Source organism: Dactylosporangium roseum, assembly GCF_025264685.1.
Lineage (GTDB): Bacteria > Actinomycetota > Actinomycetes > Mycobacteriales > Micromonosporaceae > Dactylosporangium > Dactylosporangium roseum.
Genome location: NZ_CP073721.1, coordinates 4,113,645 through 4,135,977, shown reverse-complemented (window position 1 = coordinate 4,135,977; position 22,333 = coordinate 4,113,645). Strand labels below are relative to the sequence as shown.

21 protein-coding genes are annotated in these 22,333 nt (G+C 71.9%); 9 read left to right on the top strand and 12 right to left on the bottom strand.

What is annotated here, in order from left to right; translation table 11 throughout:
• Nucleotides 1–119: 119 nt before the first annotated feature.
• Together Drose_RS19285 and Drose_RS19280 are read right to left on the bottom strand one after the other, a co-directional pair.
• Nucleotides 120–482: a DUF488 domain-containing protein gene (locus Drose_RS19285; RefSeq protein WP_260722684.1), complete on the bottom strand. Its 363-nt coding sequence runs from the start codon at nt 480–482 to the stop codon at nt 120–122.
• Nucleotides 483–601: 119 nt separating this feature from the next.
• Nucleotides 602–1,213 (bottom strand): manganese catalase family protein, encoded by a 612-nt coding sequence (locus tag Drose_RS19280; protein ID WP_260722683.1) that lies wholly within the window; start codon nt 1,211–1,213, stop codon nt 602–604.
• Nucleotides 1,214–1,320: 107 nt separating this feature from the next.
• Between Drose_RS19280 and Drose_RS19275 the strand changes: the two genes are divergently transcribed.
• From Drose_RS19275 to Drose_RS19270, 3 genes are read left to right on the top strand one after another with little or no spacing between them, the layout of a single operon-like run.
• Nucleotides 1,321–1,497, top strand: coding sequence for a hypothetical protein (locus tag Drose_RS19275; RefSeq protein WP_260722682.1), 177 nt, complete (start codon nt 1,321–1,323; stop codon nt 1,495–1,497).
• A complete protein-coding gene (locus Drose_RS38800) occupies nt 1,494–1,784 on the top strand; it encodes an Nramp family divalent metal transporter (RefSeq protein WP_313899917.1) in 291 nt (96 codons plus the stop codon). The genes Drose_RS19275 and Drose_RS38800 overlap by 4 nt, the downstream gene beginning before the upstream one ends.
• 11 nt (nt 1,785–1,795) lie before the next feature.
• A complete protein-coding gene (locus Drose_RS19270; protein ID WP_313899916.1) occupies nt 1,796–2,263 on the top strand; it encodes an Nramp family divalent metal transporter in 468 nt (155 codons plus the stop codon).
• A 48-nt stretch (nt 2,264–2,311) separates the two neighbouring features.
• On the opposite strand, the gene Drose_RS19265 is transcribed toward Drose_RS19270, so the two are convergent.
• Nucleotides 2,312–2,530, bottom strand: a complete 219-nt coding sequence (locus tag Drose_RS19265; protein WP_260722681.1) for a DUF2631 domain-containing protein — start codon at nt 2,528–2,530, stop codon at nt 2,312–2,314.
• A gap of 185 nt (nt 2,531–2,715) precedes the next feature.
• Between Drose_RS19265 and Drose_RS19260 the strand changes: the two genes are divergently transcribed.
• The 4 genes from Drose_RS19260 to Drose_RS19245 all read left to right on the top strand — a co-directional run bounded on the left by Drose_RS19260 (nt 2,716) and on the right by Drose_RS19245 (nt 6,530).
• On the top strand, nt 2,716–3,666 hold the full coding sequence (locus tag Drose_RS19260) for an ABC transporter ATP-binding protein (protein WP_260722680.1): 951 nt from the start codon (nt 2,716–2,718) through the stop codon (nt 3,664–3,666).
• On the top strand, nt 3,644–4,432 hold the full coding sequence (locus Drose_RS19255; protein ID WP_260722679.1) for an ABC transporter permease: 789 nt from the start codon (nt 3,644–3,646) through the stop codon (nt 4,430–4,432). Before Drose_RS19260 ends, Drose_RS19255 begins: the two co-directional genes overlap by 23 nt.
• Nucleotides 4,425–5,519: a PucR family transcriptional regulator gene (locus Drose_RS19250; protein WP_260722678.1), complete on the top strand. Its 1,095-nt coding sequence runs from the start codon at nt 4,425–4,427 to the stop codon at nt 5,517–5,519. The genes Drose_RS19255 and Drose_RS19250 overlap by 8 nt, the downstream gene beginning before the upstream one ends.
• Before the next feature lie 129 nt (nt 5,520–5,648).
• Nucleotides 5,649–6,530, top strand: coding sequence for an LLM class F420-dependent oxidoreductase (locus Drose_RS19245; protein ID WP_260722677.1), 882 nt, complete (start codon nt 5,649–5,651; stop codon nt 6,528–6,530).
• 165 nt (nt 6,531–6,695) lie between these two features.
• Here the strand turns inward: Drose_RS19245 and Drose_RS19240 are convergent, their stop codons facing one another.
• A complete protein-coding gene (locus tag Drose_RS19240; RefSeq protein WP_260722676.1) occupies nt 6,696–7,274 on the bottom strand; it encodes a C40 family peptidase in 579 nt (192 codons plus the stop codon).
• 572 nt (nt 7,275–7,846) lie between these two features.
• On the opposite strand from Drose_RS19240, the gene Drose_RS19235 reads away from it, so the two are divergent.
• Nucleotides 7,847–9,874: a CHASE3 domain-containing protein gene (locus Drose_RS19235; RefSeq protein WP_260722675.1), complete on the top strand. Its 2,028-nt coding sequence runs from the start codon at nt 7,847–7,849 to the stop codon at nt 9,872–9,874.
• Between the two features lie 23 nt (nt 9,875–9,897).
• On the opposite strand, the gene Drose_RS19230 is transcribed toward Drose_RS19235, so the two are convergent.
• The 7 genes from Drose_RS19230 to Drose_RS19200 all read right to left on the bottom strand — a co-directional run bounded on the left by Drose_RS19230 (nt 9,898) and on the right by Drose_RS19200 (nt 19,750).
• Nucleotides 9,898–11,949 (bottom strand): PAS domain-containing sensor histidine kinase, encoded by a 2,052-nt coding sequence (locus tag Drose_RS19230; protein WP_260722674.1) that lies wholly within the window; start codon nt 11,947–11,949, stop codon nt 9,898–9,900.
• Nucleotides 11,950–12,006: 57 nt separating this feature from the next.
• Nucleotides 12,007–13,128, bottom strand: coding sequence for a response regulator (locus Drose_RS19225; protein WP_260722673.1), 1,122 nt, complete (start codon nt 13,126–13,128; stop codon nt 12,007–12,009).
• Nucleotides 13,129–13,236: 108 nt separating this feature from the next.
• Nucleotides 13,237–15,507 (bottom strand): sensor histidine kinase, encoded by a 2,271-nt coding sequence (locus tag Drose_RS19220; RefSeq protein WP_260722672.1) that lies wholly within the window; start codon nt 15,505–15,507, stop codon nt 13,237–13,239.
• A gap of 16 nt (nt 15,508–15,523) precedes the next feature.
• Entirely contained in the window at nt 15,524–16,171 is a 648-nt protein-coding gene (locus Drose_RS19215) for a hypothetical protein (protein WP_260722671.1), read from the bottom strand.
• Nucleotides 16,172–16,354: 183 nt separating this feature from the next.
• On the bottom strand, nt 16,355–16,738 hold the full coding sequence (locus tag Drose_RS19210; RefSeq protein ID WP_260722670.1) for a response regulator transcription factor: 384 nt from the start codon (nt 16,736–16,738) through the stop codon (nt 16,355–16,357).
• A 51-nt stretch (nt 16,739–16,789) separates the two neighbouring features.
• Nucleotides 16,790–18,091 carry a response regulator gene (locus tag Drose_RS19205; protein WP_260722669.1) on the bottom strand — a complete coding sequence of 434 codons (1,302 nt, stop codon included), beginning with the start codon at nt 18,089–18,091 and terminating at the stop codon, nt 16,790–16,792.
• Nucleotides 18,092–18,184: 93 nt separating this feature from the next.
• Entirely contained in the window at nt 18,185–19,750 is a 1,566-nt protein-coding gene (locus Drose_RS19200; RefSeq protein ID WP_260722668.1) for a GDSL-type esterase/lipase family protein, read from the bottom strand.
• 290 nt (nt 19,751–20,040) lie between these two features.
• Between Drose_RS19200 and Drose_RS19195 the strand changes: the two genes are divergently transcribed.
• The gene (locus Drose_RS19195; RefSeq protein ID WP_260722667.1) at nt 20,041–20,733 is read left to right on the top strand and encodes a CPBP family intramembrane glutamic endopeptidase; all 693 of its coding nucleotides are present in this window, start codon (nt 20,041–20,043) and stop codon (nt 20,731–20,733) included.
• Nucleotides 20,734–20,793: 60 nt separating this feature from the next.
• On the opposite strand, the gene Drose_RS19190 is transcribed toward Drose_RS19195, so the two are convergent.
• Nucleotides 20,794–22,035, bottom strand: a complete 1,242-nt coding sequence (locus Drose_RS19190) for a D-alanyl-D-alanine carboxypeptidase family protein (RefSeq protein WP_260722666.1) — start codon at nt 22,033–22,035, stop codon at nt 20,794–20,796.
• Nucleotides 22,036–22,333 lie beyond the last annotated feature (298 nt).

The following is a 22,333-nucleotide window of genomic DNA, read 5'->3' as shown; positions in this document are numbered from 1 at the left end:
GCGTCAGCACCGCAAAACCGCTCGGCTCCTTGATCACGGGAAAGATGTGGCTGCCCCGACAGCCAGATCCTTCCCATGATCTGTGAAGTGTTTTGTCAAGTGGTGGTGGCGGTGGCGATCTAGGCGGCGCTGGTCAGCCACGCGGCGAGGACGGCGGCCTGGCTGTGGTCGACATCGTGGGTGGCGGTCAGCAGCGTGAGTTTGTCGCGGCCGGCGATGTCGCGCAGATGGTCGACGGCCTCCCGCCGCGCGGGCTCGCGCAGTTCGGTGAGGTAGCGGCGGCGGAACTCGGCGAAGCGGCTGGGCTCGTGGCCGTACCAGCGGCGCAGCTCGGTGGACGGGGCGACGTCACGCAGCCACTCGTCGAGATGCGCGTCCTCCTTGCGCAGCCCCCGCGGCCAGACGCGATCGACCAGCACCCGCCGGCCGTCCTCGGGTGAGGACTCCTCGTAGATCCTGCGGTACGTGATGTCGTTGGTCATGGCAGTACCTCCAACTGGCCGTGCCCGTTGCGCCGGTGGACGCCCTCTCCCATCATCGGCCTCCGTGCGCGGCCGCGCGGTGCTACCCCGACCGCACCGAGGTGGCGACGCGCCGCCGTTCAGCGGGACGCGCCCGCGCCCCGGACCGCCACGTGCTCCTGGTGGACGAACGGCGGCGTTCCGCGCACGGCCGGAGTGCCTTCGACGCCGGCTTCCCCGCCCCGGTTGCTCCGCTCGGCCGAACCGATCCACTCGGTGGGCCGTTCGACGTAGCGCCATTCCGTGCCGGCCGGCCAAGGTTCCTGGCCCTCGTTCCACGGCCCCCGCGTCGAGCCCGAGTCCGACATGTTGAACGTCAGGTTCTGGAAGCGGTCGTCACCGGGCAGGCGCCCGGGCGGGAAGTTGACGGGCAGTTCGTTGAGTGCCGCGGTGAACTGCTGGAAGTGCGCCACTTCCCGGGTCATCAGGAACGTCAACGTGTCCTGCACGCCCGGATCGTCGGTGAACTGCTTCAGGTACTCGTACACGATCTTCGCGCGGGACTCCGCGGCGATGTTGCTGCGCACGTCGACGGTCGGGTCGCCGTTGGCGTTGACGTAGCCGCCGCTCCAGGGTGTGCCGGCCGAATTGACCATGTCCGGGCCTCCGCCGGTGAGCGCCATGTACAGCGGCGTGGTCGCCACCTGATGGATCACCTCGTCCCGCCGGGAGGCGTCGCCGACGAGCGGCATCCCGTCGCAGACCTCGTTGGCCTGCTTCAGGTCGTCGTTGAACTAGACGTCCACCTCGCGGGTAGCTGCCCGGCGCCGATACACGGGCCGATCCGGCGGGAGGTCACATGAGTGCGCAGCCGTACGGCGGCGCGGACACGGCGTCGGTGGCAGTGCTGCTGCTGTTCCTGGGTTCCGCCGTCGCCGGCCTCCCGGCCGACGCCCAGCACGCCGGGCTCTCCACCGCGGTCCTCACCGGCGTGCTCACCTACCGCCTCGTGCGCCGCCACGGGCGGACACGGTGACCGCGGCCGGCGTCACCGCACAGCGGCCGGGAACGACGTCCGGCCGGGCCGGGATCCGGCTGCTCGGACCGGCGTTCGTGGCGGCCGTGGCCTACGTCGACCCCGGCAACTTCGCCACGAACTTCACCAGCGGCGCGAGCCACGGCTACCTGCTGGTCTGGGTCATCGTCGCGGCGAACGTCATGGCGGTGCTCATCCAGTTCCTGTCGGCGAAACTCGGCCTGGTCACGGGATCCGGCCTCGCCGAAACCTGCCGCGACAACCTCCCGCGGTTCGTGAGCAACTGATCAACGCGGTCATGCTGATCATCGCGGCCGCCCTGTTCTCCGGCACCGGCACCGGCACGCTGGAGCAGGTCCACGACGGGCTGGGAACCCTTGCCGGCGAGACGGCCGCCACCGCCTTCGCGCTGGCGCTGCTGGCCTCCGGTTTCGCCTCGTCCGGCGTCGGCACCTACGCGGGCCAGGTCATCATGGAGGGATTCCTGCACCGGCGGATCCCCTTGTGGCTGCGGCGGCTGCTGACGCTGGCGCCCGCGATGGTCGTGCTCGCCGCCGGACTCGAACCGACCCGGGCCTTGGTCATGTCGCAGGTGGTGCTTTCCTTCGGCATCCCGTTCGCCCTGATCCCGCTCGTCATGTTCACGGCGTCGCGGCGCCTGATGGGCGAGCACGCCAACCGACCCCTCACCACGCTCCTCGCGGCGGTCACGGCAGCATCGGTCATCGTGCTCAACGGCGTGCTGCTCCGCACGTTGTTCACCTGAACCGACGACCGTGCGGTAGCCGCGCCGCCCCTCAGGACCCGGACCGCGTCAGCGCAGGCCGTGGCGGCGCAGGACCCAGTCGCCGACGAGCGCGAGGAGCAGCAGCGCGGCGCCGCCGACCAGCCAGATCTCCGAGACGTGGCCCTCACGGTTCTCGAATATCAGGCTGAGCAGCAGCAGCGCGACGACCACCGCACCGGCGCGGGCCGCGCGCGGGTGTCCTGGCTTGTGCTGGTCCGGGGAGGTCACGGGCTCGTGCTCGGCCATGGCGCATCCTTCGCCGAAATGTCCGTTCAGCCCAGTATGGCACGGGCGCTCGGCCCCTGGTTCGGCCACCTGCGCAACAGCGCGGTGGCGGGTGGCCGTTGCCGGATCCCGGCAACGGCGACGGCCCGATCTCGACCGGGAGCCGACCTGGACCCCGGGACGCGGTGGCATCGACGATGTACGGCATGACGAGCGACACCGCCGTACACACCGAGGGCTTGACGAAGTTCTACGGTGCACGCCGCGGCATCGAGAACCTCGACCTCGAGGTGCGCACCGGGGAGGTGCTGGGGTTCCTCGGCCCGAACGGGGCGGGGAAGACCACCACGATCCGGCTGCTGCTGGACTTCCTGCGCCCGACCCGCGGCCACGCCACCGTCCTGGGTCTTGACCCACGGCGGGACAAGGCGGCGCTGCACCGGCACATCGGCTACCTGCCCGGCGAGCTGGCGTTTCCGGGCCGGGGCCGGGCCGACGACCTGCTACGGTTCTTCGGCGCCGCCCGCGGCGGCGTGCCGTGGTCACGGGTGACCGAGCTCGCCGAGCGGCTGGAGCTGGACCTGTCCCGTCCGGTCCACACGATGAGCAAGGGCAACAAGCAGAAGGTCGGCCTGGTCCAGGCGTTCATGCACGAGCCGGCGCTCTTGGTGCTCGACGAGCCCACCAGCGGCCTGGATCCGCTGATGCAGCAGGAGTTCCTGGGCCTGGTCCGCGACGCCAGGACCGCCGGGCAGACGGTCTTCATGTCCTCGCACGTGCTGGCCGAGGTGCAGCAGGCCGCCGACCGGGTCGCCATCGTGCGGGACGGCCGGTTGGCCGCGGTCGAGCGGGTCGAGTCGCTCGGCAAACGCGCCGTCCGCACCGTGGAGATCCACTTCGCCGACCCGGTCGACGCCGCCGAGTTCAGCGCCCTGCCGGGTGTCGGTGCGGTGACGGTGTCGGGCCCGGTGCTCAGGTGTACCGTCGACGGTCGCCTGGACCCGCTGGTCAAAGCCGCCGCCCGGCACGAGGTGATCGACCTGCTGTCGGCCGAGCCGGACCTGGAAGAGACATTTCTGTCGTTCTACTACCACACCGAACACCACTCGGAACGTCACTCGGAAGGAACCGGCGATGCTGCCCGCACTGGTGCGTAAGACCTGGCGCGACGATCGCAGGGCGCTCATCGGCTGGGCCGTCGGCGTCGCCGCGTTCACCGCCGTCTACACCTCGTTCTACGCGGACTTCCAGGGCGCGGCCGAGCTCAAGCAGGACGCCCTGCCCAAGGGCATGCTCGACTTCCTCGGCATCGCCGACATGCGGTCTCCCGCCGGCTACTTGCAGGCCACCGTGTTCAGCCTGATCGGGCCGCTGCTGGTGCTCATGTGCGCGGTCACGCTCACCGCCCGTACGATCGCCCGGCCCGAGGAGGACGGCGGCATGGAACTGCTGCTCGTCACCCCGCTGTCGAGGACCGCGTTCGCCCGGCAGCGCCTGGCCGCCACCGGCGGCGCCGTCACCGTCGTCGCGTCCGTGCCATGGCTGCTGCTGATGGCCATCGTGCCCGCGGCCGGGATGGACATCTCCCTGTCCAACGTCGCCGCCGCGTGCGCCGGCCTTGTCGCGCTGGTGTGGTGCTTCACCGGCATCGCGTTTCTCGCCGGCGCCGCCACCGGCAGGCGCGGCACCGTCCTGGCCGTGACCGGCGTGCTCGCCGTCGCGACGTACATGGCCAACGCCCTCGGCGGCATGCTCGACGGCTGGCACTGGCTGCGCTGGCTGTCGCCGTTCCACTACTTCATCGGTACCGACCCGTTGCGCACCGGCTGGCACCCGGCGGAGCTGCTCACCCTCGTCGCGCTCGGTGTGGTGACGACCGTCGCCGGGGTGATCCTGTTCGACCGTCGTGACGTCGGTGTCTGAGCCGTCCGCCGTACTCGGCAGTTGGCTGGCCGCCGAATGCGCCGCACTGCTCGGCGTTCCGGCCGGTGAACGACGTTCGCACGACGCGACCCGGCTGGGGGCACGCGCCGCCGACGCCGGGCTCCAGGTGCGTGACCTCGTCGGCGGCCTGCTCCAGGCCGCCGCCACGCACTGGAGCGTCGCGACCGCCGGGCCGGCCGACACCGCCGATACCGTGCACGCCCGGGCAGCAGCGCTGCTCTCGACGACGGACACGCTGGTCGCCGCCGCCCTCGACGGGTACGCCCGGCAGGCGCACGCGGAACTGACGCGGCACGACCGTGAACGCACCGCGTTCGTCAACGACCTGCTCACCGGGCGTGCCAAGCCCGGGGCGCTGGCCGAGCGCGCCCAGCGGTACGGCATCCGCCTCTCCGCCAGCCATGTCGTCCTGGTCGCCCGCTCCACCGGCCTGCTCACCCAGGACGCCGCGCAACGGATCGACACCGCGCTGGCCGCCCGGTTCGGCGCGGGCAACACCCTGACAACCTTGCGCGAGGGAGACCTCGTCTGCATCAGCGCCGGAGGGCTGCGCGGCATCGCCGCCGAGTTCGCGCACCTGCTGCTCGCCGAACTGGGTCCGGGTGGCTGGCAGATCGCCGCCGGCCGCGCCCACCCCGGCCTGCACGGCCTCGCCGCGTCGCTCGACGAGGCCCGAAACGCCCTCGACCACGCCGCCAAACTCGGCTTCACCGCACCCGTGCTCAACGCCGCCGACCTGCTCGTCTTCCCCGTCCTGCTGCGTGACCGCGACGCCATCACCGATCTGGTCACCACCGTCCTCGGCCCGCTGACCACCGCCCGCGGCGGCGCCCAGCCGTACCTGGACACCCTCACCGTCCTGTTCGACAACCAGGGCAACCACACCGCCACCGCCCGCGAGATGCACCTGTCCGTCCGCGCGGTCACCTACCGCCTCGACCGCATCCACATCCTGACCGGCTACCATCCCGGCGAGCCGACCCAACGGTTCACGTTGCACGCCGCCGTGCTCGGCGCCCGCCTCCTCGGCTGGCCGGACGGTGAACCGGGGTCGACCGACGCCTGATCGGACGGTGCCGTCCGGCCGGGTCCAGCAGCGCCCGCCGGAAGCAGGCGCCTTCGCCGGGGGCGGTGCGGGCCCGGGCCGGGGACCGGCCAGGGAGACGGACCAAGCAAGCGCTTGGTACGCTAGCGCATGCGATTCGGCATCCTCAGTCCCGTCGTCTTCCGTCCGCCCGGGCAGTTCAGTGCCTGGGAGGCCGATGCCGGCACAGCCGAGCTGGTCACGGTCGCCGAGGCCGCGGACCGGCTCGGCTACCACCACCTCACCTGTTGCGAACACGTCGGCGTGCCGACCAAGATCGCCGCGCGCCGCGGCGGCACCTACTGGGACCCGCTCGCCACCCTGGCCTTTCTCGCGGCGCGCACGACGAACATCCGGCTCGCCACCCACGTCCTCGTGCTCGGTTACCACCACCCGCTGGACATCGCGAAGCGGTACGGAACCCTCGACCGGCTCAGCGGCGGCAGGGTGGTCCTCGGTCTCGGGGTGGGCAGCCTGAAAGAGGAGTTCGCGCTGCTGGGAGCCGACTTCGACGGCCGTGGCGCCGCCGCCGACGACGCGATCCGGGCGCTCCGCGCCGCCTGGGGACAGCCGGTGCCCGAATACGAGGGCACGCACTACCGGTTCCGGGACTTCGTCATCGACCCGCACTCGCCCCGGCCCCGGGTACCGCTGTGGATCGGCGGGTACACCCCGCGCTCGCTGCGGCGGGCCGTCGAGCTGGGCGACGCATGGGTCCCGTTCGGCCTGCCGCCCGAGCAGGTCACCGCCATGCTCGCCACGGTCGACCCGCCGGAGCGCTTCGACGTGATCCTCACGCCGCCGCCGCTGGACCCGATGGCCGACCCCGCGGGCACCCGCCGTCACGTCGAAGAACTGCACGCGGCGGGGGCCACGATGGTGAACATCGTGCTGCGCCATCGCAGTGCGGACCATTGCGTCGATCAACTGGCCGCCTTCCGGCAACTCTTCGCGGCGGCGGAATGGACGGCGGCCCAGGCCGGCACCGTCTAGCGCCTGCCCGGTGCCCGCCTCGGGGCGGGCAGCGCCGAACCTCGAGTCACTCGACCACCCGTTGCTCGCCGCTCTCCCCCGGTTCCGTTCGCGGCCGGTGCCCGCGACGCGGGCACCGGCCCATCGGCGACGTCCGGCGTGCGCACGGGGCACGCCGACGGCGCCTTACAGGAAGCGGTACGCCGTGCCGCCGCGGGTCGGCGCGATCCGCACGCCGGACTTCTTGTTCGCGGCCTCGACCATCCGGTTGCCACCGAGGTAGAGGGCGACGTGGCCGGGGAAGGCGATAACGTCGCCCGGTTGCCACTGCCCGGCGTGGACCTTCCGGCCGCGGCGGGGGATCTGCCCGCTCTGGTGCGGCAGCTTGATGCCCGCCTTGGCGTAGGAGGCCATGACCAGGCCGCTGCAGTCGTACGCGCCGGGCCCCGCGGAGCCCCACTTGTACGGCTTGCCGACCTGGGCCAGCGCGTAGGAGATGACGACGGCGGCCCGGCCGGTCGTGGGCACCGTGACGGGCCCGGTCTTCGGCACGTTGTCCGGCCCGCCGTTCTTGAGCGTGACGGCCTTGAAGGTGACGACCTCCGGCTTCGTCACGCCGGACACCACCGGCTCGGATTCGTGGTCGACGACGGAGCGGACCTCCGCCGGCGTGTCGGGCGGAGCCAGGCCGTCGGCCTGGGCGGGCAGGACGGTGATGGACGGGACGACGGCGACCGCGCAGAGGCGGGCGATGACATCGGTCAACGGAGTTCTCCCGAGTACGGTCCGGGTTCCGCTGCGCATCCCGTGGCCAACGTTCTGCCGTGTCCTCACGTCGGGTGAGGACCGCTCCGGGAACCCGGACATGGCGAAACTGTTGTGGCGGCCGGAATGAGGGCCGTCTGCACGCTATGACATGTGCCAGGACGCAACGCCGGCGACCGCGGGCGACTCATGCGCCCGGCCACCCTGATGCGCGGACAGGCGCCCGCGGTCCGCCGCGACGAGCGCGGCGACGCCGGCCGGGATTTCTCGACCGGCGCTGGGTAGTGGGAGCACCGTCGGTGGGCGTACCGACGAGAACGGGAGGCGGTGTTCCGATGGCGGTGGGGACCCGGGGAGCGCAAGGCACCCGAGATCCGGGACGTGCCGATCGGCGTCGGCGCCGCGATCCAGCTCGTCGGCGGGGGCTGGGTTCCAAGACCCCGGTGCACCCGAACGACGATGTCACCATGGGGCACCTGACCCACGCGGGCACCGCCGACGTGGTCTCGCCCGCCTGACGCCCTTGCGGACAGCGATCTCCTCGACGGAGATCCGATCGATACCGGCGCACGATGGGACTCACGGCAAATCTGGCCGAATTCGGCGGGACGATCCGTCGCCGGTGCCGGCGCCGGCGGCCGGTGCCGACACCGGCCGGTCTTGCGTGGCAGGTCGTGGCCCTGTGCCTGGCGGCCGGCCTGCTGCTCGGCGTCGCGCTGCACACGACAGTGACCGCCTTTGACGACCGTGGCCGGCAGACGCGCGCCGCGCGCACCGCACACCAGGCGGTGGTCACCGCCGTGCTCGTGCACAGGGCGGTACTGGAGATGGAGCACGGCGAGCACCGCTACGTCGTCACCGGCGACCCGGCACACCTGCGGTCGTGGGCGAGGGCCCGGGCCGTGGTCGAGTCGCACATCGCGCGGTTACCGAGCCTCACGGCCGACCGGCCGGCCCAGGCGACCCTCGCGGCCGGACTCGATCAGCAGATCAGGCAGTATCTCGACACCCACCCGGCGAGCGCCATCAGGGCCTTGCGTCCCGGGCCGGCGGCCGCCCCCGACCTCGGCCGGCTGGCCGGCGACCAGCACCAGCTCGACGCCATCCGCCGCGCGGTCGAACAATTCGTCGGCAACGAGCGCCGCGTCGCGGCGGCGCAGGAGGCCAGCGCCGAGCGCGCCTTCACCCGGGCCGGGACGGCGACCGCGCTGGGAATCATCACCTGCATGTTCGTCATACCGGTCTTGATCGCCTACACGAACAGGACCATCGTCCGGCCGGTACGGACCGTGGCGGCCATGGCCGACAGCCTCACCGGCGGCGCGCGGACGGGCCGAACGCCCACGGACGGACCGTATGAGATCGGCGTGCTGCAACGCTCCTTCAACGCGATGGCGCTGTCGTCGCAGCGGCACCGCGACGACTTGAACCGCATCGTCCTGGAGCAGAAGGCGCTGCAACGCATCGCCCGCCTCATGGCCTGCACCGAGGCGCCGGATGCCGCCTTCGACGTCATCACCGCGCAGGCCGGACGGCTGTTCGGGGCCGACGCGGCACTGCTCGTGCGGTACGACGGCGACGGAGCGGGCACGATCCTCACGGCGTGGGCCGGTGACCACCCGCCCGAGCCCACCGGCAAGCATCCGCTCGCCGGCGAGCGCACGCCGTTGCCGTTGCCGTTGCAGGGCACGACCGGCCGGATGCAGGCGCTGCGCCAGTCGTTCTGCCGGCACGTCGGCTGGGAGCGGCGGGGCCTGCCGGGAGCAGCGGACAGCGGGACCGGCGGCACGTGCGGCGTGGGTGCGCCGATCATGGTGCGGGATCAGGTGTGGGGGGCGCTCGCCCTGCTCGGCGGGGCCGGCGGCCGGCTGCGCCGCGACGACGCCGAACACACCGCCGACTTCATCGACCTCGCCGGCCTGGTGGTGGACACCGTCGAGGCCCGCACCGGACTGGCCGCCGCCAGCGCCCGCCTGGTCGGCGCGGGCGACGAGACGCGCCGCAGACTCGAGCGAGATCTGCACGACCGCATCCAACATCACCTGATCGCGATCATCCTGCGGCTGCGCATGCTCAAGGCCGACCTGGCCGCGCGCGACGCCACCGCTACCGGGCCGGTGATCGCCGATCAGATCGCCACCATCGACAGCGACCTCGCCAACGTGATCGATGAGGTCCGGACGATCGCTGACGGCGTGTACCCGGCGATCCTCACCCAGCGCGGGCTCGAGGCGGCGCTCGACGCCATGGCGCGTCGCTCACCCATCCCGATCGACCGCCACATCCGCCTGTCCCCCACCCTGCCGCCCGTCGTGCAGACCAGCGTGTACGACATCGTGGCCGAGTCGCTGGCGAACACGGCCAAGCACGCGCGCGCCACCCACCTGCGCATCGTCGCCCACCAGGACGATCGGCAGGTGTGCCTGCGTATCGAGGACGACGGTACCGGCGGCGCCGACACCGGCCGCGGCACGGGCATCCGCGGCATCACCGACCGCGTCCAGGCGCTCGGCGGCACCGTGGAGCTGCACAGCCCGCGAGGCGAGGGCACCAGGCTGCTCATCACCATCCCGCTGCGCCGGGCCGAGCCCCCGGCCTGACGCTGACGCGAGCGGACCTGGGGTTACGGCGATTCCGGCCGCTTGCCGTCGATCGGCAGCCGCACGGTGAACTCGGTGCCCTCGCCGGGCGTGGAGCGCACCTCGATCGTGCCGCCGTGGCCGTCGACGACGACCGCTCGCGCCAGCGACAGCCCTTGACCGGTCCCCTTGCCGACGTCCTTGGTGGTGAAGAACGGTTCGAAGATCTTCTGCTGGAGCCGCTCCGGGATGCCGCAGCCGTTGTCCGCCATGCTGATCACCGCCATCGGGCCGTCGGTGCGGGTGCTGACGCGAATCACCCCCCGCTCGTCCCTGCCCGCCATCGCGTCGGCGGCGTTGACCACGAGGTTCAGGAAGACCTGGTTGAGCTCGCCGATGCGGCAGAGGACCTCCGGCAGCTCACCGAGGTCCAGTGCCACGTCCGCGACGTACTTGACCTCGTTCCGGGCCACCGTCAGGGTCGTGGTCAGCGCCTCGTTCAGGTTCGCGTACGACCGATCCTTGGAATCCTTGTAGGTGAACGACTTCATCGCCCGGACCAGCGACGCGACCCGCTCGATGCCCTCCAGGCTCTGGCTGACCGCCGCGGGCACCTCGGCGGTCAGGTAGTCCACATCGGCATCGAGCTCGGCCGCCGCCGCGCGCCTGCTGCGCTCTTCCCAGGCGATCTGCCGCCCCTTGGGCGGGTCCAGGCAGTCCCGGTAGACCTGCAGCAGATCCAGCATCTCCTGGTAGGCCTCGGCCAGAAACCGGATGTTGTCGCCGACGAACTGGATCGGCGTGTTGATCTCGTGCGCGATTCCCGCCGACAACTGCCCCAACGACTCCAGCCGTTGGCCGTGCCGGGCCTCGATCTCACGCCGCTGCCGCTCCCGCAGTTCCGTGACGTCACGGAAGACCACCACCGTGCCGCCGATGCCGGATCCTCTGTCGAGCGGTGTCGAGGAGTACGAGATCGGGAAGACCGACCCGTCCTTGCGGGTGTAGGCCTCGTCGTGGCCTTGGATCGGGCGGCCTTCGCTCTGGGCGTGGAACATCGGGCACTGGTCGGCCGGGAGCGGCGTGCCGTCGGCGTGTTGGTAGTGCACGACGTCGTGGAATCTGCTGCCGAGCAGTTCCGCCTCGGTCCATCCGAGCAGCTCGCACGCGGCCCGGTTCACGGAGGTCACCCGGCCGTGGTCGTCCAGTGTGTAGAGACCGTCGGCCATGGTCTCCATCACGACCGAGCGGAACGCTTCGGCCTGCTTGCGTTCGGCGATGTCGATGACCACGAGCCCGACGCCGATGACCTCGCCTTCGACCCGGACCGGGTAGTAGCTGGCGAGCCAGGAGCGGACACGATCCGGCCCGGCGGCGGCCGGCCCCGTCACCTCCACACAGCGGACGGCCTCCCCGGCGTCCAGCACCCGGCGGAAATAGGGCTCGATCCGCGACCACAACGCCGGCACCAGCTCGGCGACCGGATGGTCGATCATCTGCGCCACCGGAAGCCTGACCATGGCGGCCAGCGATGCGTTGGCGCGGACGAACCGGAGCTCGTGGTCGACGAAGCCGAGACCGACCGGCGCGGCCGACTGGATCGACTCGAGCAACGTGAGGGTCTCGGCGGTCTGCTGGTCCGAGCGGCGCAGACTCTCCTGCAGCACGGTCTGGTCGTCGATGTCGGTGGCGGTGCCGACCCACCAGATGGTGCGGCCGTCGGGCCTGCGGACCGGCTGGCCCCGGAAGCTGTGCCAGCGGCGCTGGCCGTCGGCGCGACGGACCCGGCACGCCAACTCGAACGGATTCCCGGTTCGGCTGGCTTCCTGCCAGGCGGTGCGGACACGGCGGGCGTCGTCCGCCGAGAGCACCACCTCCCAGTACCCGTCGAGGTCCGCGTCCGGGGAGAGCCCGGTGTACTCGAGCCCCCAGCGGTTGACGTACGTCGTCGACCCGCCGGGCGTCACCACCCACATGATGTGCGGGATGGCGTCGGCGAAGAAGTGCAGATCGTTCTCGCTGATCACAAGGTCCGCGCCGGAGGCGCGACCGGTGGTCTCGACCGGAATGTTCCGCACGTCGCGTGTTCCGAACATGTCGCACCTCAACCTCGGGCATGGGACTGGTACACGTCGCGAGCCCCGCCGGAAGGCCTACCGGGAGCCCGGCAGATCGACGATGAGAATGGAGCTTTTCAGGCCGGTGGTCATCTCGTAGTTCTGCAGCCTGACGAGCAGTCGCTCGGTGATGATCTGTCCGCGCGACACGAGCAGCATCCCTTTGGCGCTGTACACGTCGTCGGCGAGTTCGTGGCCGATGGCGAGGTCGTCGATGCCGACCTCCCGTACTGCCTCGCGCGGCACCCGCATACCGCCGGCTTCGGCGAGCGCGCGCACCAGATCCGGCGAGAACATCTTCCGTGCGGACAGGGTGGCGACCGCGAGATCCGGCGGCATGCCTCGCCGGATGAGTGCGTCGAACTCGCGTACCGCCTGGAGGATCCAGGCCCCCGAGGGTGCGTCCGCGCGCAGTGGCGACATCGGGCTGCGGTCGGTCGGCAGTTGATGGCGCACGATCTCGCGGACCGCCTCGAGGCGCGGGATTCGCGCGAGCACGTTGTCGGCGAGCTGGGGCAGCCTCGCCAGCATCTCCGCGTCTGCGGCGTTCGCGGGGATGCCGGTTTCCATGCTGGAGAGGGCCTCGGGCGGCAGCGTGATGGCACCGATCTCGCCCATCTGGGCCGCGATCTCGATCTGCCACCCGTCCGTGACCTCGAGTCGCTCGCACAGCCGCTGTACGAGACGTTGCAGCCGGCCCGCGCGGCTGAACAGTGCCGGTTGCGCCATCCCCAGGGTGTCCATGAGCGCGTCGACGCAGCCCTTCAGGGTGGCCTGGAGCAGTTCCCGCTCGGCGCGCACCAGCCGGTTCTGCTCGGCGGCGGCGGCGACCGTCGCCTTGAGGTCCTCGGGAGGGCACGGCTTGAGCATGAACCGGAACACGTTCCCGAGGTTGATCGCGGCGACGGCGCCCTGCACGTCGGCGTCTCCGGTCAGCAACACGCGGGTGGTTTCGGGCGAGATCTCCCGGGCTCGTTCCAGGACGTCCACGCCCGTCATCTGCGGCATCCGCATGTCGGACACGACCACGGCGACCGGTTCCTCCCCGGCGGCGCCGAGCAGTTCGAGCGCGTCCTGCGGCCGCGTCGCCGTCAGGATGTCGTAGTCCGCCCGCAGGTACCGACGCAGCCCGTCGAGGACGTACGGCTCGTCGTCCACGCAGAGGACTCGAGGCCTCCCCTCCATCGGCGTCTCCTGTTCTCGCTGAACCGCGCGCTGCCCATCCGCATCCAGGTACCTGTTCCATCGGCCGGGGCACACCGATCCTTAGTCGGCGCCGGCGTGCTGCCCGTGGTCGCCGCGTCGCAGGGTGAACGTGAACACGGAGCCGACGTTCAGCGCCGAGCTCACCGTGACGTTGCCGCCCATGGCCCGCGCCAGCCGGCGGGAGATGAACAGGCCCAGCCCGGTGCCGCTGGTGCTCATGGTCATGGGGTCCTCGACGCGGTGGAACTTCTCGAAGACCTGCTCCAGTTCGTCGGCCGGGATGCCGCGTCCACGGTCGGACACGTCGACGTGGACGTGGTCGTCGTCGCGCCGCATGCTCACCCGGACGGCCTCGGTCTCCGCGGAGTACTTGAGGGCGTTGCCGATGAGGTTGCTGGTCACCTGGAGCGCCCGGTCGAAGTCGCACACCACGGGCACCGGGTGACCGGGAAGCTCCGCCGTGATCCGCGGTGTGCCGAGGTCGTTCACGACCTGCCTGACGACGACCGCCAGGTCATGCGTTCCCACCGATACGTGTGGTGTCAGGTCGTCGTCGGCGTCGCCCATGCGCGAGGCGAGCAGCAGGTCCTCGACGAGCCGGGACATGTGCGCGGCCCGGTCGGCGATCAGCGCGAGGGCGTTCCGGCGCTTCTGCTCGGAGAGCCGGTCGCCGCGGGTGCGCAGCAGGTGAAGGTACCCGAGGATCGGGGTCAGCGGGGTGCGCAGCTCGTGTGACACCGTGGCGATGAAGTCGGACTTGAGCCGTTCGGTGCGGTGTTCGCGGGTCATGTCCCGCACCACCACCACGTCGCGAACGAGTGTGCCACCGGTGAAGATGGCCGAGTGGGCCAGCCGGACCCGGCGGAACTCCCCGCCGGGGCGGCGGATGGTGATCTCGACCGTCGCCCGTGGGTGCTCCGGCGTGACGGGCAGCAGCCAGCCGCGTTCGGCGGGATCGGGCACTTCGATGAGATCGACCAGTCGTCGCCCGCTCGCCCTGGCGTTGCTCACTTCGGTGAGTTCGGCGATGGCGCGGCTCCACATCTGGACCCGGCCGTCGCCGCCGACCATGAAGATGCCCTCCGTGGACTGCTCGACGATCGCGTGCAGCTTGCTCGTCTCCTCGATCAGCCGGTCCAGGTGCTCGCTGCCGCGCATGGCCACGGCGAGGGCGTTGGCGAGCGGCGCCAGCAGCGTGACGTCACGGGTGGACAACCTTGCGCGCCGCCCGCGGACCGCCAGCGCCACGGCGCCGAAGCGGCGGTCACCCGCCTCCAGCGGCACGACCAGCACCTGGCGGATGTCGGCCGGGAGGTCCTGGACGACGAAGGTCGGGGTGTCGACGTTCGTCGCGTCGATCAGGTGGTGCGGGACCGGCCCGGTGGACAGCTCGCCCGGGGCCTGGGCGTCCGCGGTCAGCGCGATGTCGGCACGGTCCAGGACGATGGTCGCGAGGTCGACGCCGAAGGCGTCGCGGACGAGATGCAGGAAGCGCCGTTCCAGGTCGTTGTGCTCGGCAAGCGCGTGGGAGACCTTGAGCAGACACGCGGAACGGGCTCGCTCGTCAGCCTCCTGGGCCACGGTCCGGTAGGCATAGGTGGCCGCGAGCGCGGGCATCGCCATGAACGGCAGCAACAGCGGCGCGTACAGGCCGATCGCGGTGGTGGTCAGGCCGGTGGCCAGTGTCCCGGTGGCCATGTACGCGGACAACCGGGCTTCGGAGCGGATGATGCTCCACCGCGAGTCACCGGTGACGATGCTCAGGATCGCCGCCATGCAGACGAGGTTGACGACGGTGAACGCGACGCTGCCCAGCACGACCCCGGCCAGCACCCGTGCGTTCAGCCTGCCGGGAGTGCCGCCGACCGCGTGCACGACCATGATCAGCGCCGACACCGCAGTCGTGAAGTTGCCCAGGTTGAACAGTATCTTCACGGTCGGCCGCCGTTGCACGACGAGGGCGACGACCAGCCCGAGCACGGCGGCGAGCAGCGCCTGCCGGGGCGGCAGCAACAGCACGTCGATGATGAGCGCGGCCTCGTAGAGACTGAGCGCCTCGACCGCGTCGCCGTGGCGCAACCGGACCACGGTGATCGCGGCGAGGAACGTCAGGACGATCAGCCCGGGCAACAGCCAGGCCTCGGGCAGTCCGACGCCACGCAGGACGCTGCCGCGATGCGGGAGCAGCAGCACCACTGCCAGGGCCAGGAGCCCACCGAGCAGGCACAGCCGGGTGACGAGGCGAGCGACCGGGCCGGCCGGCGAGGTGCTCGCTTGGCCGGCCGCCCGGGTGTCACCCGGGCGGCCGGCCTCTGACGCGCTCGCGGTCACGGCCGGTCGCGGCTGGTCACGGCTGGAGCAGCCAGGACCATGATCGCGCGCTCCATTGGCCGGAGGCCCAGGACCAGGCCGCCCACGAACGGGCCGCCCAGGTCCGCGCGGCCCATTCGCCTCCGGCACCGGCCCACGAGCGGGCAGCCCAGAACCATGTCGCCCAGGACCGGGCCGCGGGGTCGAGCTGCGCCCACAAGCGCGCGGCCCAGTCGCGTGAGGCCGGGCTCAGCTTGTTCCACGCGGACGCGGCAGCGGCGCCGTTGCGACCGAGGACGGCCTTCTCCAGGTCCGCCCAGCGCTGCGCGTCCCGGACGAGCGCGTCGGTGTCCCGGTCGTACCGCCCCTCCGACTTGGTCGACCGCCAGCCGGGTGCCGCGGCGAGCGCCCGCGCGGCGTCCGAACCACCCGCGCCGGCGCCGGCCGCCTGGGTCAGGCCCGCAGCCGTGTACGCGGTGCCGGTCAGCAGGGTCTTCACCGAGTCCGGCCGCAGCTTGGGCTGTACCGCGATCGCCGTGACCACGACGTCGCGCCACGCGCTGCCGGACGCGTTCGCGGCCGAGGCGGGCGGCACAGCGGCCACGACCACCGAAGCGGCGGCCGCCAGCGCCGCCGCCCGTCGAAGGCGCGGCGACACGCTCCGTGCCGCCGAGTCGAGTGCCATTCCTGGGACTCACCTTCCCGTCCGGTGCGGGCCCGTTACGGCCTCGCGAGACTGCCGAATCACACTCACGCGTACAGTAGTCATTCGATTACCACGAGTGCACAGGAATGGTGTGTCACCAATCGGCCGCCACGCAAGCAACCAGCCGGTCAGCACCCGTTTCACCACCACCCGCACCGCTCGTCACACCTCACCGGCTACCGGCCCCTCATCAAGCAGCCGGTGCACCAGGCCGAGCACATCGTCGGGAACGAACGGCTTGGCCACGTAGTAGTCGGCGCCGTCCACCCAGGCCCGCGCGGCGGAGTCCCGATCGGCCGCGGCGGTCAGCATGATCACCGGCACCGGGTCCTCATCGTGACCGCGGATGCCGCGCAGCACCCCGTAGCCGTCGAGGCCCGGCATCATGAGATCGAGCACCACGCAGTCCGGCCGCAACGCCTCGAACGCGCTCATGGCGGCAAGCCCGTCCGCCGCCGCCCGGACCTCGTGCCCCTCCAGCTCCAGGACATCGGTGAGCAACTGCCGGATGGCCGGATCGTCGTCGACCACCAGGATCTGCGCCATCACGTCCTCTTCTCTTCGGCTCGTCGTGCTGCGCTTCCCACCCGCCGTCGCTCACCGCGCCGACAACCGCCCGGCCTGTTCGGACGCCTCCGCCGCGGCTCCTCGCCAGTCAGTGCAAGCCGCTGTGAGCTGGGGATGGGTCAGGAACTCGGCCAACTCGTCGTCGTGCGCGCTCAGCCGTGGGTCCCGGGCGTCGGTTCGCTGGACGAGCAGGTGTGCGGCCCGGACGGCCGCCGCGACGCCCAGGCCGGAGGACGACGGGCGGTGCTGGAGATCGCGCTCGGCCACGGCCGCCACGATCGGGTACGGCAGACCCCACAGGTGCAACAGCTCGACTCCCACTTCCCGGTGCGCCGGTCCCTGACCGCTCACCACCGCGAGATCGACACGGGGATCCGGGCCGGTCCGCGTGTGCGCGAGACCGGCCAGCCAGCCGATGTCCTGCAGCAAGGCGGCGGCCTGCGCGTAGGGCCGATTGGCCGGCGAGGCCATCAGGCCGACAAGCCGGGCGGTGGCCACGGCATGCCGCCAGACGACGTCCAGCTCCCGCTCGACGGCGGGTTCCCACCGCTCGGACGACCACAGCAGTTGGCCGGACTTGACCAGCGCCTGGACGGTCGGCAGCCCCAACGCGTTGATGGCGCTCTCGGCGGAGGTCACCCGGGCACGGGCACCGAAGAACACGGAGTTCGACAACTGCAGCAACTTGGCGGTGAACCCGATGTCATGCGAGGCCGCCAGCGCCGCCTCGGCGATCTCGACGTCGGCCGCCCCCAACACCGCCGTGAGCCTGCCCACGTGCGCGGGAAGGGTCGGCAGCGACCGAACCGCGCCGGCGAGGCGGCGCACCGTGGCCCCGTGCGCGGCCGAGGTCCGGTGCGTCAACTGCTCGACAGTGGCGACCACGCTCCCCGCGTCAGAAGGCTTGGTGAGGAAGCGATGACCGGCGACCGCCACCCTGATCGCCGCTTCCTGCTCGGTGTGCCCGGACAGGACGACCCTGGCCACCTCGGGATGCCGTTCGCTGACGTGGGTGAGCAGTTCCGCACCGTCCATGCCGGGCATGCGCATGTCCGACACGACGACGTCGCACCGCGACTCCGCCAGCAGATCCAGCGCCTCGGCGCCGCTCGTCGCGAACGCCATGTCCCATTCGTTGCGCTTGCCGCGCAGCGACCGCCGCAAACCGTCGAGGATCCGCGGTTCGTCGTCGACGAAGAGCACCCGTTGCCTGGTCGTCCCGAGCCCGCCGGCCTCTGCGGCCGGATGCTCGCCGCGGGCATCGGCGCCGTTCGCGACCACGGCACGACGCGCGTCCGGAAGCCCCGCGGACGCGGCAGTCTCTGAAGTCATGCCTCCCGGCTTTCCATCCCGGCGTCCCTGTCCACTCCCCACATCGGCCCGCGAGCGTTCGAGTTGAGCGGCGGCCGGCGTCAGGAAGCCGGATCAGGTGCCGGTGTCCGCCCTGATGGCCTGCACCACGGCCGAGGCCAGGCGCATCGATCCGATGCCGGTCGGGTGGAACGGGTGGGTGCCGTCCAGCCCCTGGATGTCCGCCCCCAGACGATCGGCGCTGTCCGTGCACAGCGGGGCCAGCCGCGGGGAGGCGACGCTGAACCCGTACTTCCGCGCACCGCTGACGAGCACGTCGTTGAGTGCCTTGTTGCGGCCGGACAGCAACGTGATGTTGCTCGGGTTCAGCCCGCTGACGCCGGCCGGCCCCCTGGCGTCGCTACAGGTCGCGTCCGCGTTGAACACGTCGTACGACGTCACGACGACGATCTGCGGGCGACCGGGCAGGTCGTTGAGATGGTGCAGCAGCTCGCCGTAGTCCCGGTCGAAGGTGGCCAGCCGGTAGTCGAACTCGCCCTGGGTGAACCGGTCCTGGCAGTCGGCGACGGCGTAGCAGTATTGCAGGAAGTCCGCCCAATACAGATCGTTCGGCCCGATCACCACCGCGACGTACTTCAGCCCGCGCATCTGCTGCAGCAGGCCGACCTGGCTGGGCAGGGTGCGCCCGCCCTGCGCCTGCGGACCGAGCAGGCCGCGCGGGACGGAGGCGCCGGAGCAGGCCAGGTTCAGCACCCGCTGGCCCCGCGTCATGCCGATCTCGGCGGCGAGGGAGTCAGCGCTGCGACCGCACGCGGTGTCGTCCGGGGTGGCGCCGGCGACCGGAGCGCCCCCGACGCGCGCCGCGCGTGAGTCGCCGATCACCGCGCCCGTGTAGCCGGTCACCTTCGGCCCCACCGCCAACGGCGACAGGTGGTGGGTGCCGACCAGGTCGGCCAGTGACCGCACGCTCTGCAGCCCTTGCACGGTGCCGGAATAGGCCAACGCCCCGGCACCCGCCCAGCACACCATGGTGACCGCGACCGCGATGGACGCCATCCGGCGGAACTGTCCCGCGCCGCTGTGCCACAGCTCCGCCGCCGTGACCTGCCGGTGCCGGGCCCGGCTCTGCCGCCGAAGGATGACCAGGATGCGGAGGTAGGCGGCGACCGCGGCCGCGGCGAGGGTGAAGGCGAACAGGCCGAGCGTCGCCCAGCAGTACCACTGCAGGAACCCGGTGCTGACCGTGGACACCGCGGCCGCCCGCGCCTGCGCCCCGCTGGCGGGGTCGACCGTTGCGGCGGCCGCCGGGTTGCGCTGGATCGGCCCGAGCGTCACCTGCGGCCGCAGTGGCCCGTAGACCCGCAACGGCGCGATGTCGAGCCGCGTGTTGCCGATCTGCACCAGCCGGGCCGGCCCGGACACCGACAGGCTGGGGACGCGAGCACCCACCGACAGGGTCTGACCGGCGACCGTCAACTCCTGGGCCGGCGTCAGCCCGATGGTGGCGGGGACGCCGACCAACAGGCAGACCGCCAGCAGCAGCACCGTCGGCAGCGAACGCGCCTCCCGCAACACGGCGCCCGGCCCGTGCCGGCGCGCGGGCCGCCCGCCGTCCGGCGGGGCGACACCACCCGGGATCCCGGCATCCACCCCGTGCCGCTTGCCGTCCTCGGACGTCACGACTCCTCCTGCACCCCCGTCCACGGCAGCCACAACAGCATTCCGCGGGCACACGCGGCTCTGGGCCGGCCCGCGCGGCTGCAAATGTACCCGGCTCAGCCGACCCGGCCCGGTGGCCGACAGCCGGGAACGGGGGCGCCTGCTGGAGCGATGGTCCGCGGCGGGGCACCGCGGGCCGCCGAGCGCGGTGACGCCGCTCGCCTCGGGCAGGCGGGACGACAGCACCGCCCGGGGCATCCTGGATGGTGGTGAGCGGGCCGCCGACGACCACAGCGTGTGCGGGAGCGCCGATGAACGACCGGGCCTTCGCCGGGATCCTGTCCCGCCGGCAGGAGCTGGCGGAGTTGGGTGTGTTCCTGCTGCTCGTCGTGCCGCCGTTGGTGTTCTCGTTCGTCGCGGCCGGGCGAGCCGCCGTGTCGTTCCCGCTGCTGGCCGGCGCGACGATCGCCCGCGACGCGGGACTCGTCGCCCTGATCCTGCTGCTGCTGTCTCGTGCCCGGCAGCCGCTCGCGGCGATCGGCTGGGTCGGCCGCGCAGTCGGGCGAGAGGTCGCTCTGGGGGTCGCGCTGACGGCGCCGGTCCTGGTCGGGGCGCAGGCGCTGGACGCCGCGCTGCGGGCCGCTGGTCTGTCCGGGCCGGGGCCGTCCAGCGCGGCCCTGCTGCCCCCGCCCGGAACCGGGGAGCTCATCCTCGCCGTGGTGCTGGTTGCGGTGGTCGCCGTCGCCGAGGAGACGATCTTCCGCGGATATCTGATCCTGCGATTCGCGAGTGTCCTCCGTAGCCGTGGGTGGGCGGTGCTGTTGTCTTCGATGATCTTCTCGGTGGGGCACGGATACGAAGGCGGCGCGGGACTGCTGACGGTGGGTGCGACCGGCCTGGCGCTCGCCGCCGTCTACCTCTGGCGGCGCAGCCTCGTGGCGCCGACGGTGACGCACTTCCTGCTGGATCTCGTCGCCATCGTGGTGCCGTTGCTCCTTCGCTGACCGCCGAGGGGCGTCTGCTGTTCGACGACATCGACAGCGGGACGCGGCGCCGGCCGGCACTCACCCGTGTGTGATCCGCTCCCACCAACTGGGCGGTGCGAGCGCGCCGGTGGTCCGCAGGGCGACGGTCACGGTCGTGGCCGAGGCGGTGAGCTTGAGCGTGCCGGCACCGGTGCCCGCCGCGACGCGGCCCGGCACGGCGGCGAGGGTGTCGATCCGGTACGTCAAGCCGGGCCAGCCGAGCACGTCCACGTCCCCGGCCGCGGCGAGTGTCGTGCTCCTGCCCATCGGTCCCCGGACGGTCGCCACGACCTCGCCGGCGCGCACGACCCGGTACTGGCGCACCAGGCCGCTGCCGGCTTGGATCAGGCGACGACTGGCCGCGAAGGCGTCCGCCAGATTCGGGCCGGGTGCGAGCACGGCGCCGAAGAGCCTGAGCCGGCGCCCCTCCACGGAGATCTCGGCGGCGAAGAGCAGGCAGCCGCCCGCCTCGTCGGTGGAGCCGGTCTTGATACCGACGATCCCGTCCTGACCGAGCTGTGTGTTGACGTTCTTGACCTGCCCGACCACGGGGAGCGTGGCCTGCGGCATCGCCACGATCTGCGCCAACACCGGCACCTGCATCGCCGTCCGGGCCAGAACGACCTGGTCTGCGGCGGTGCTGACGGTCGCCGGATCGAGCCCGGACGGGTCGGTGTACCGCGTGTCCGCCATCCCGAGCCGGGCCGCGGCCTCGTTCATCCTGGCCACGAACGCGCCGCTGCTACCAGCGTCCCAGCGGGCGAGCATGTGGGCGACGTTGTTGGCCGAGGGCAGTAGCAGGGCTTGGAGGGCCTGCCGTTCGGTGAGCACCTCGCCGGCCTCGACCCGGACCAGCGACTGTCCGGAGGCGAGCTGGGCCGGGTAGGCGGCGGCCTCGTCGGCCGAGACGGTCAGCGTGGGGCCGTCCTCGTCCAGGCGCAGGGGATGGTCCCGCAGGACGAGGTACGCGGTCATCACCTTGGTGACACTGGCGATCGGCACGGGTCGCGCGTCGCCGGAGGCGCCCAGCCGGCCGAGTCCGTCGATCTCGACCGTCGCCTGCCCGGCCCGCGGCCACGGCAGCACCGGTGGATCGCCCGGGATCGCATACGTTTGCGGTACGGTCTGCGCGATCCGCGGCGCCGGCACCGGCTGCGCCAGCCTGAACGTGATGAATCCGCCGGCGGCGAGCGCGACGACCAGCGCGGTCACGGACAGCCACAGCCTTGGACGGCGAGCCGGCCGCGGTACGACCACCGGCTCCACACTGGTCTTGGTCAACCCGAACCCCCACGGCCCGATCGCTCAAAAGATCACGCCGCGACACGACCGCGGCACTGCGCGCTACCCGATGCCGTCGCCGGCTAACGTCCGAAACCCGCCATCGACGCCGGGCTGTCCGGACGCTGACGGCGACCGGCCGATCGGCTGGCGCCGGTCCGGCGGGATAGGTGCCGGATGCCACAACGGTGCCGTACCGGGTGCGTGCCCGCGGACGGACCACCGCCCCGGTCGGGACGAGCCGCTCCCGCGCACGGCGCGGCCGGCAGCGGAACTCGAAGTTGTGCGGTTTATCGCC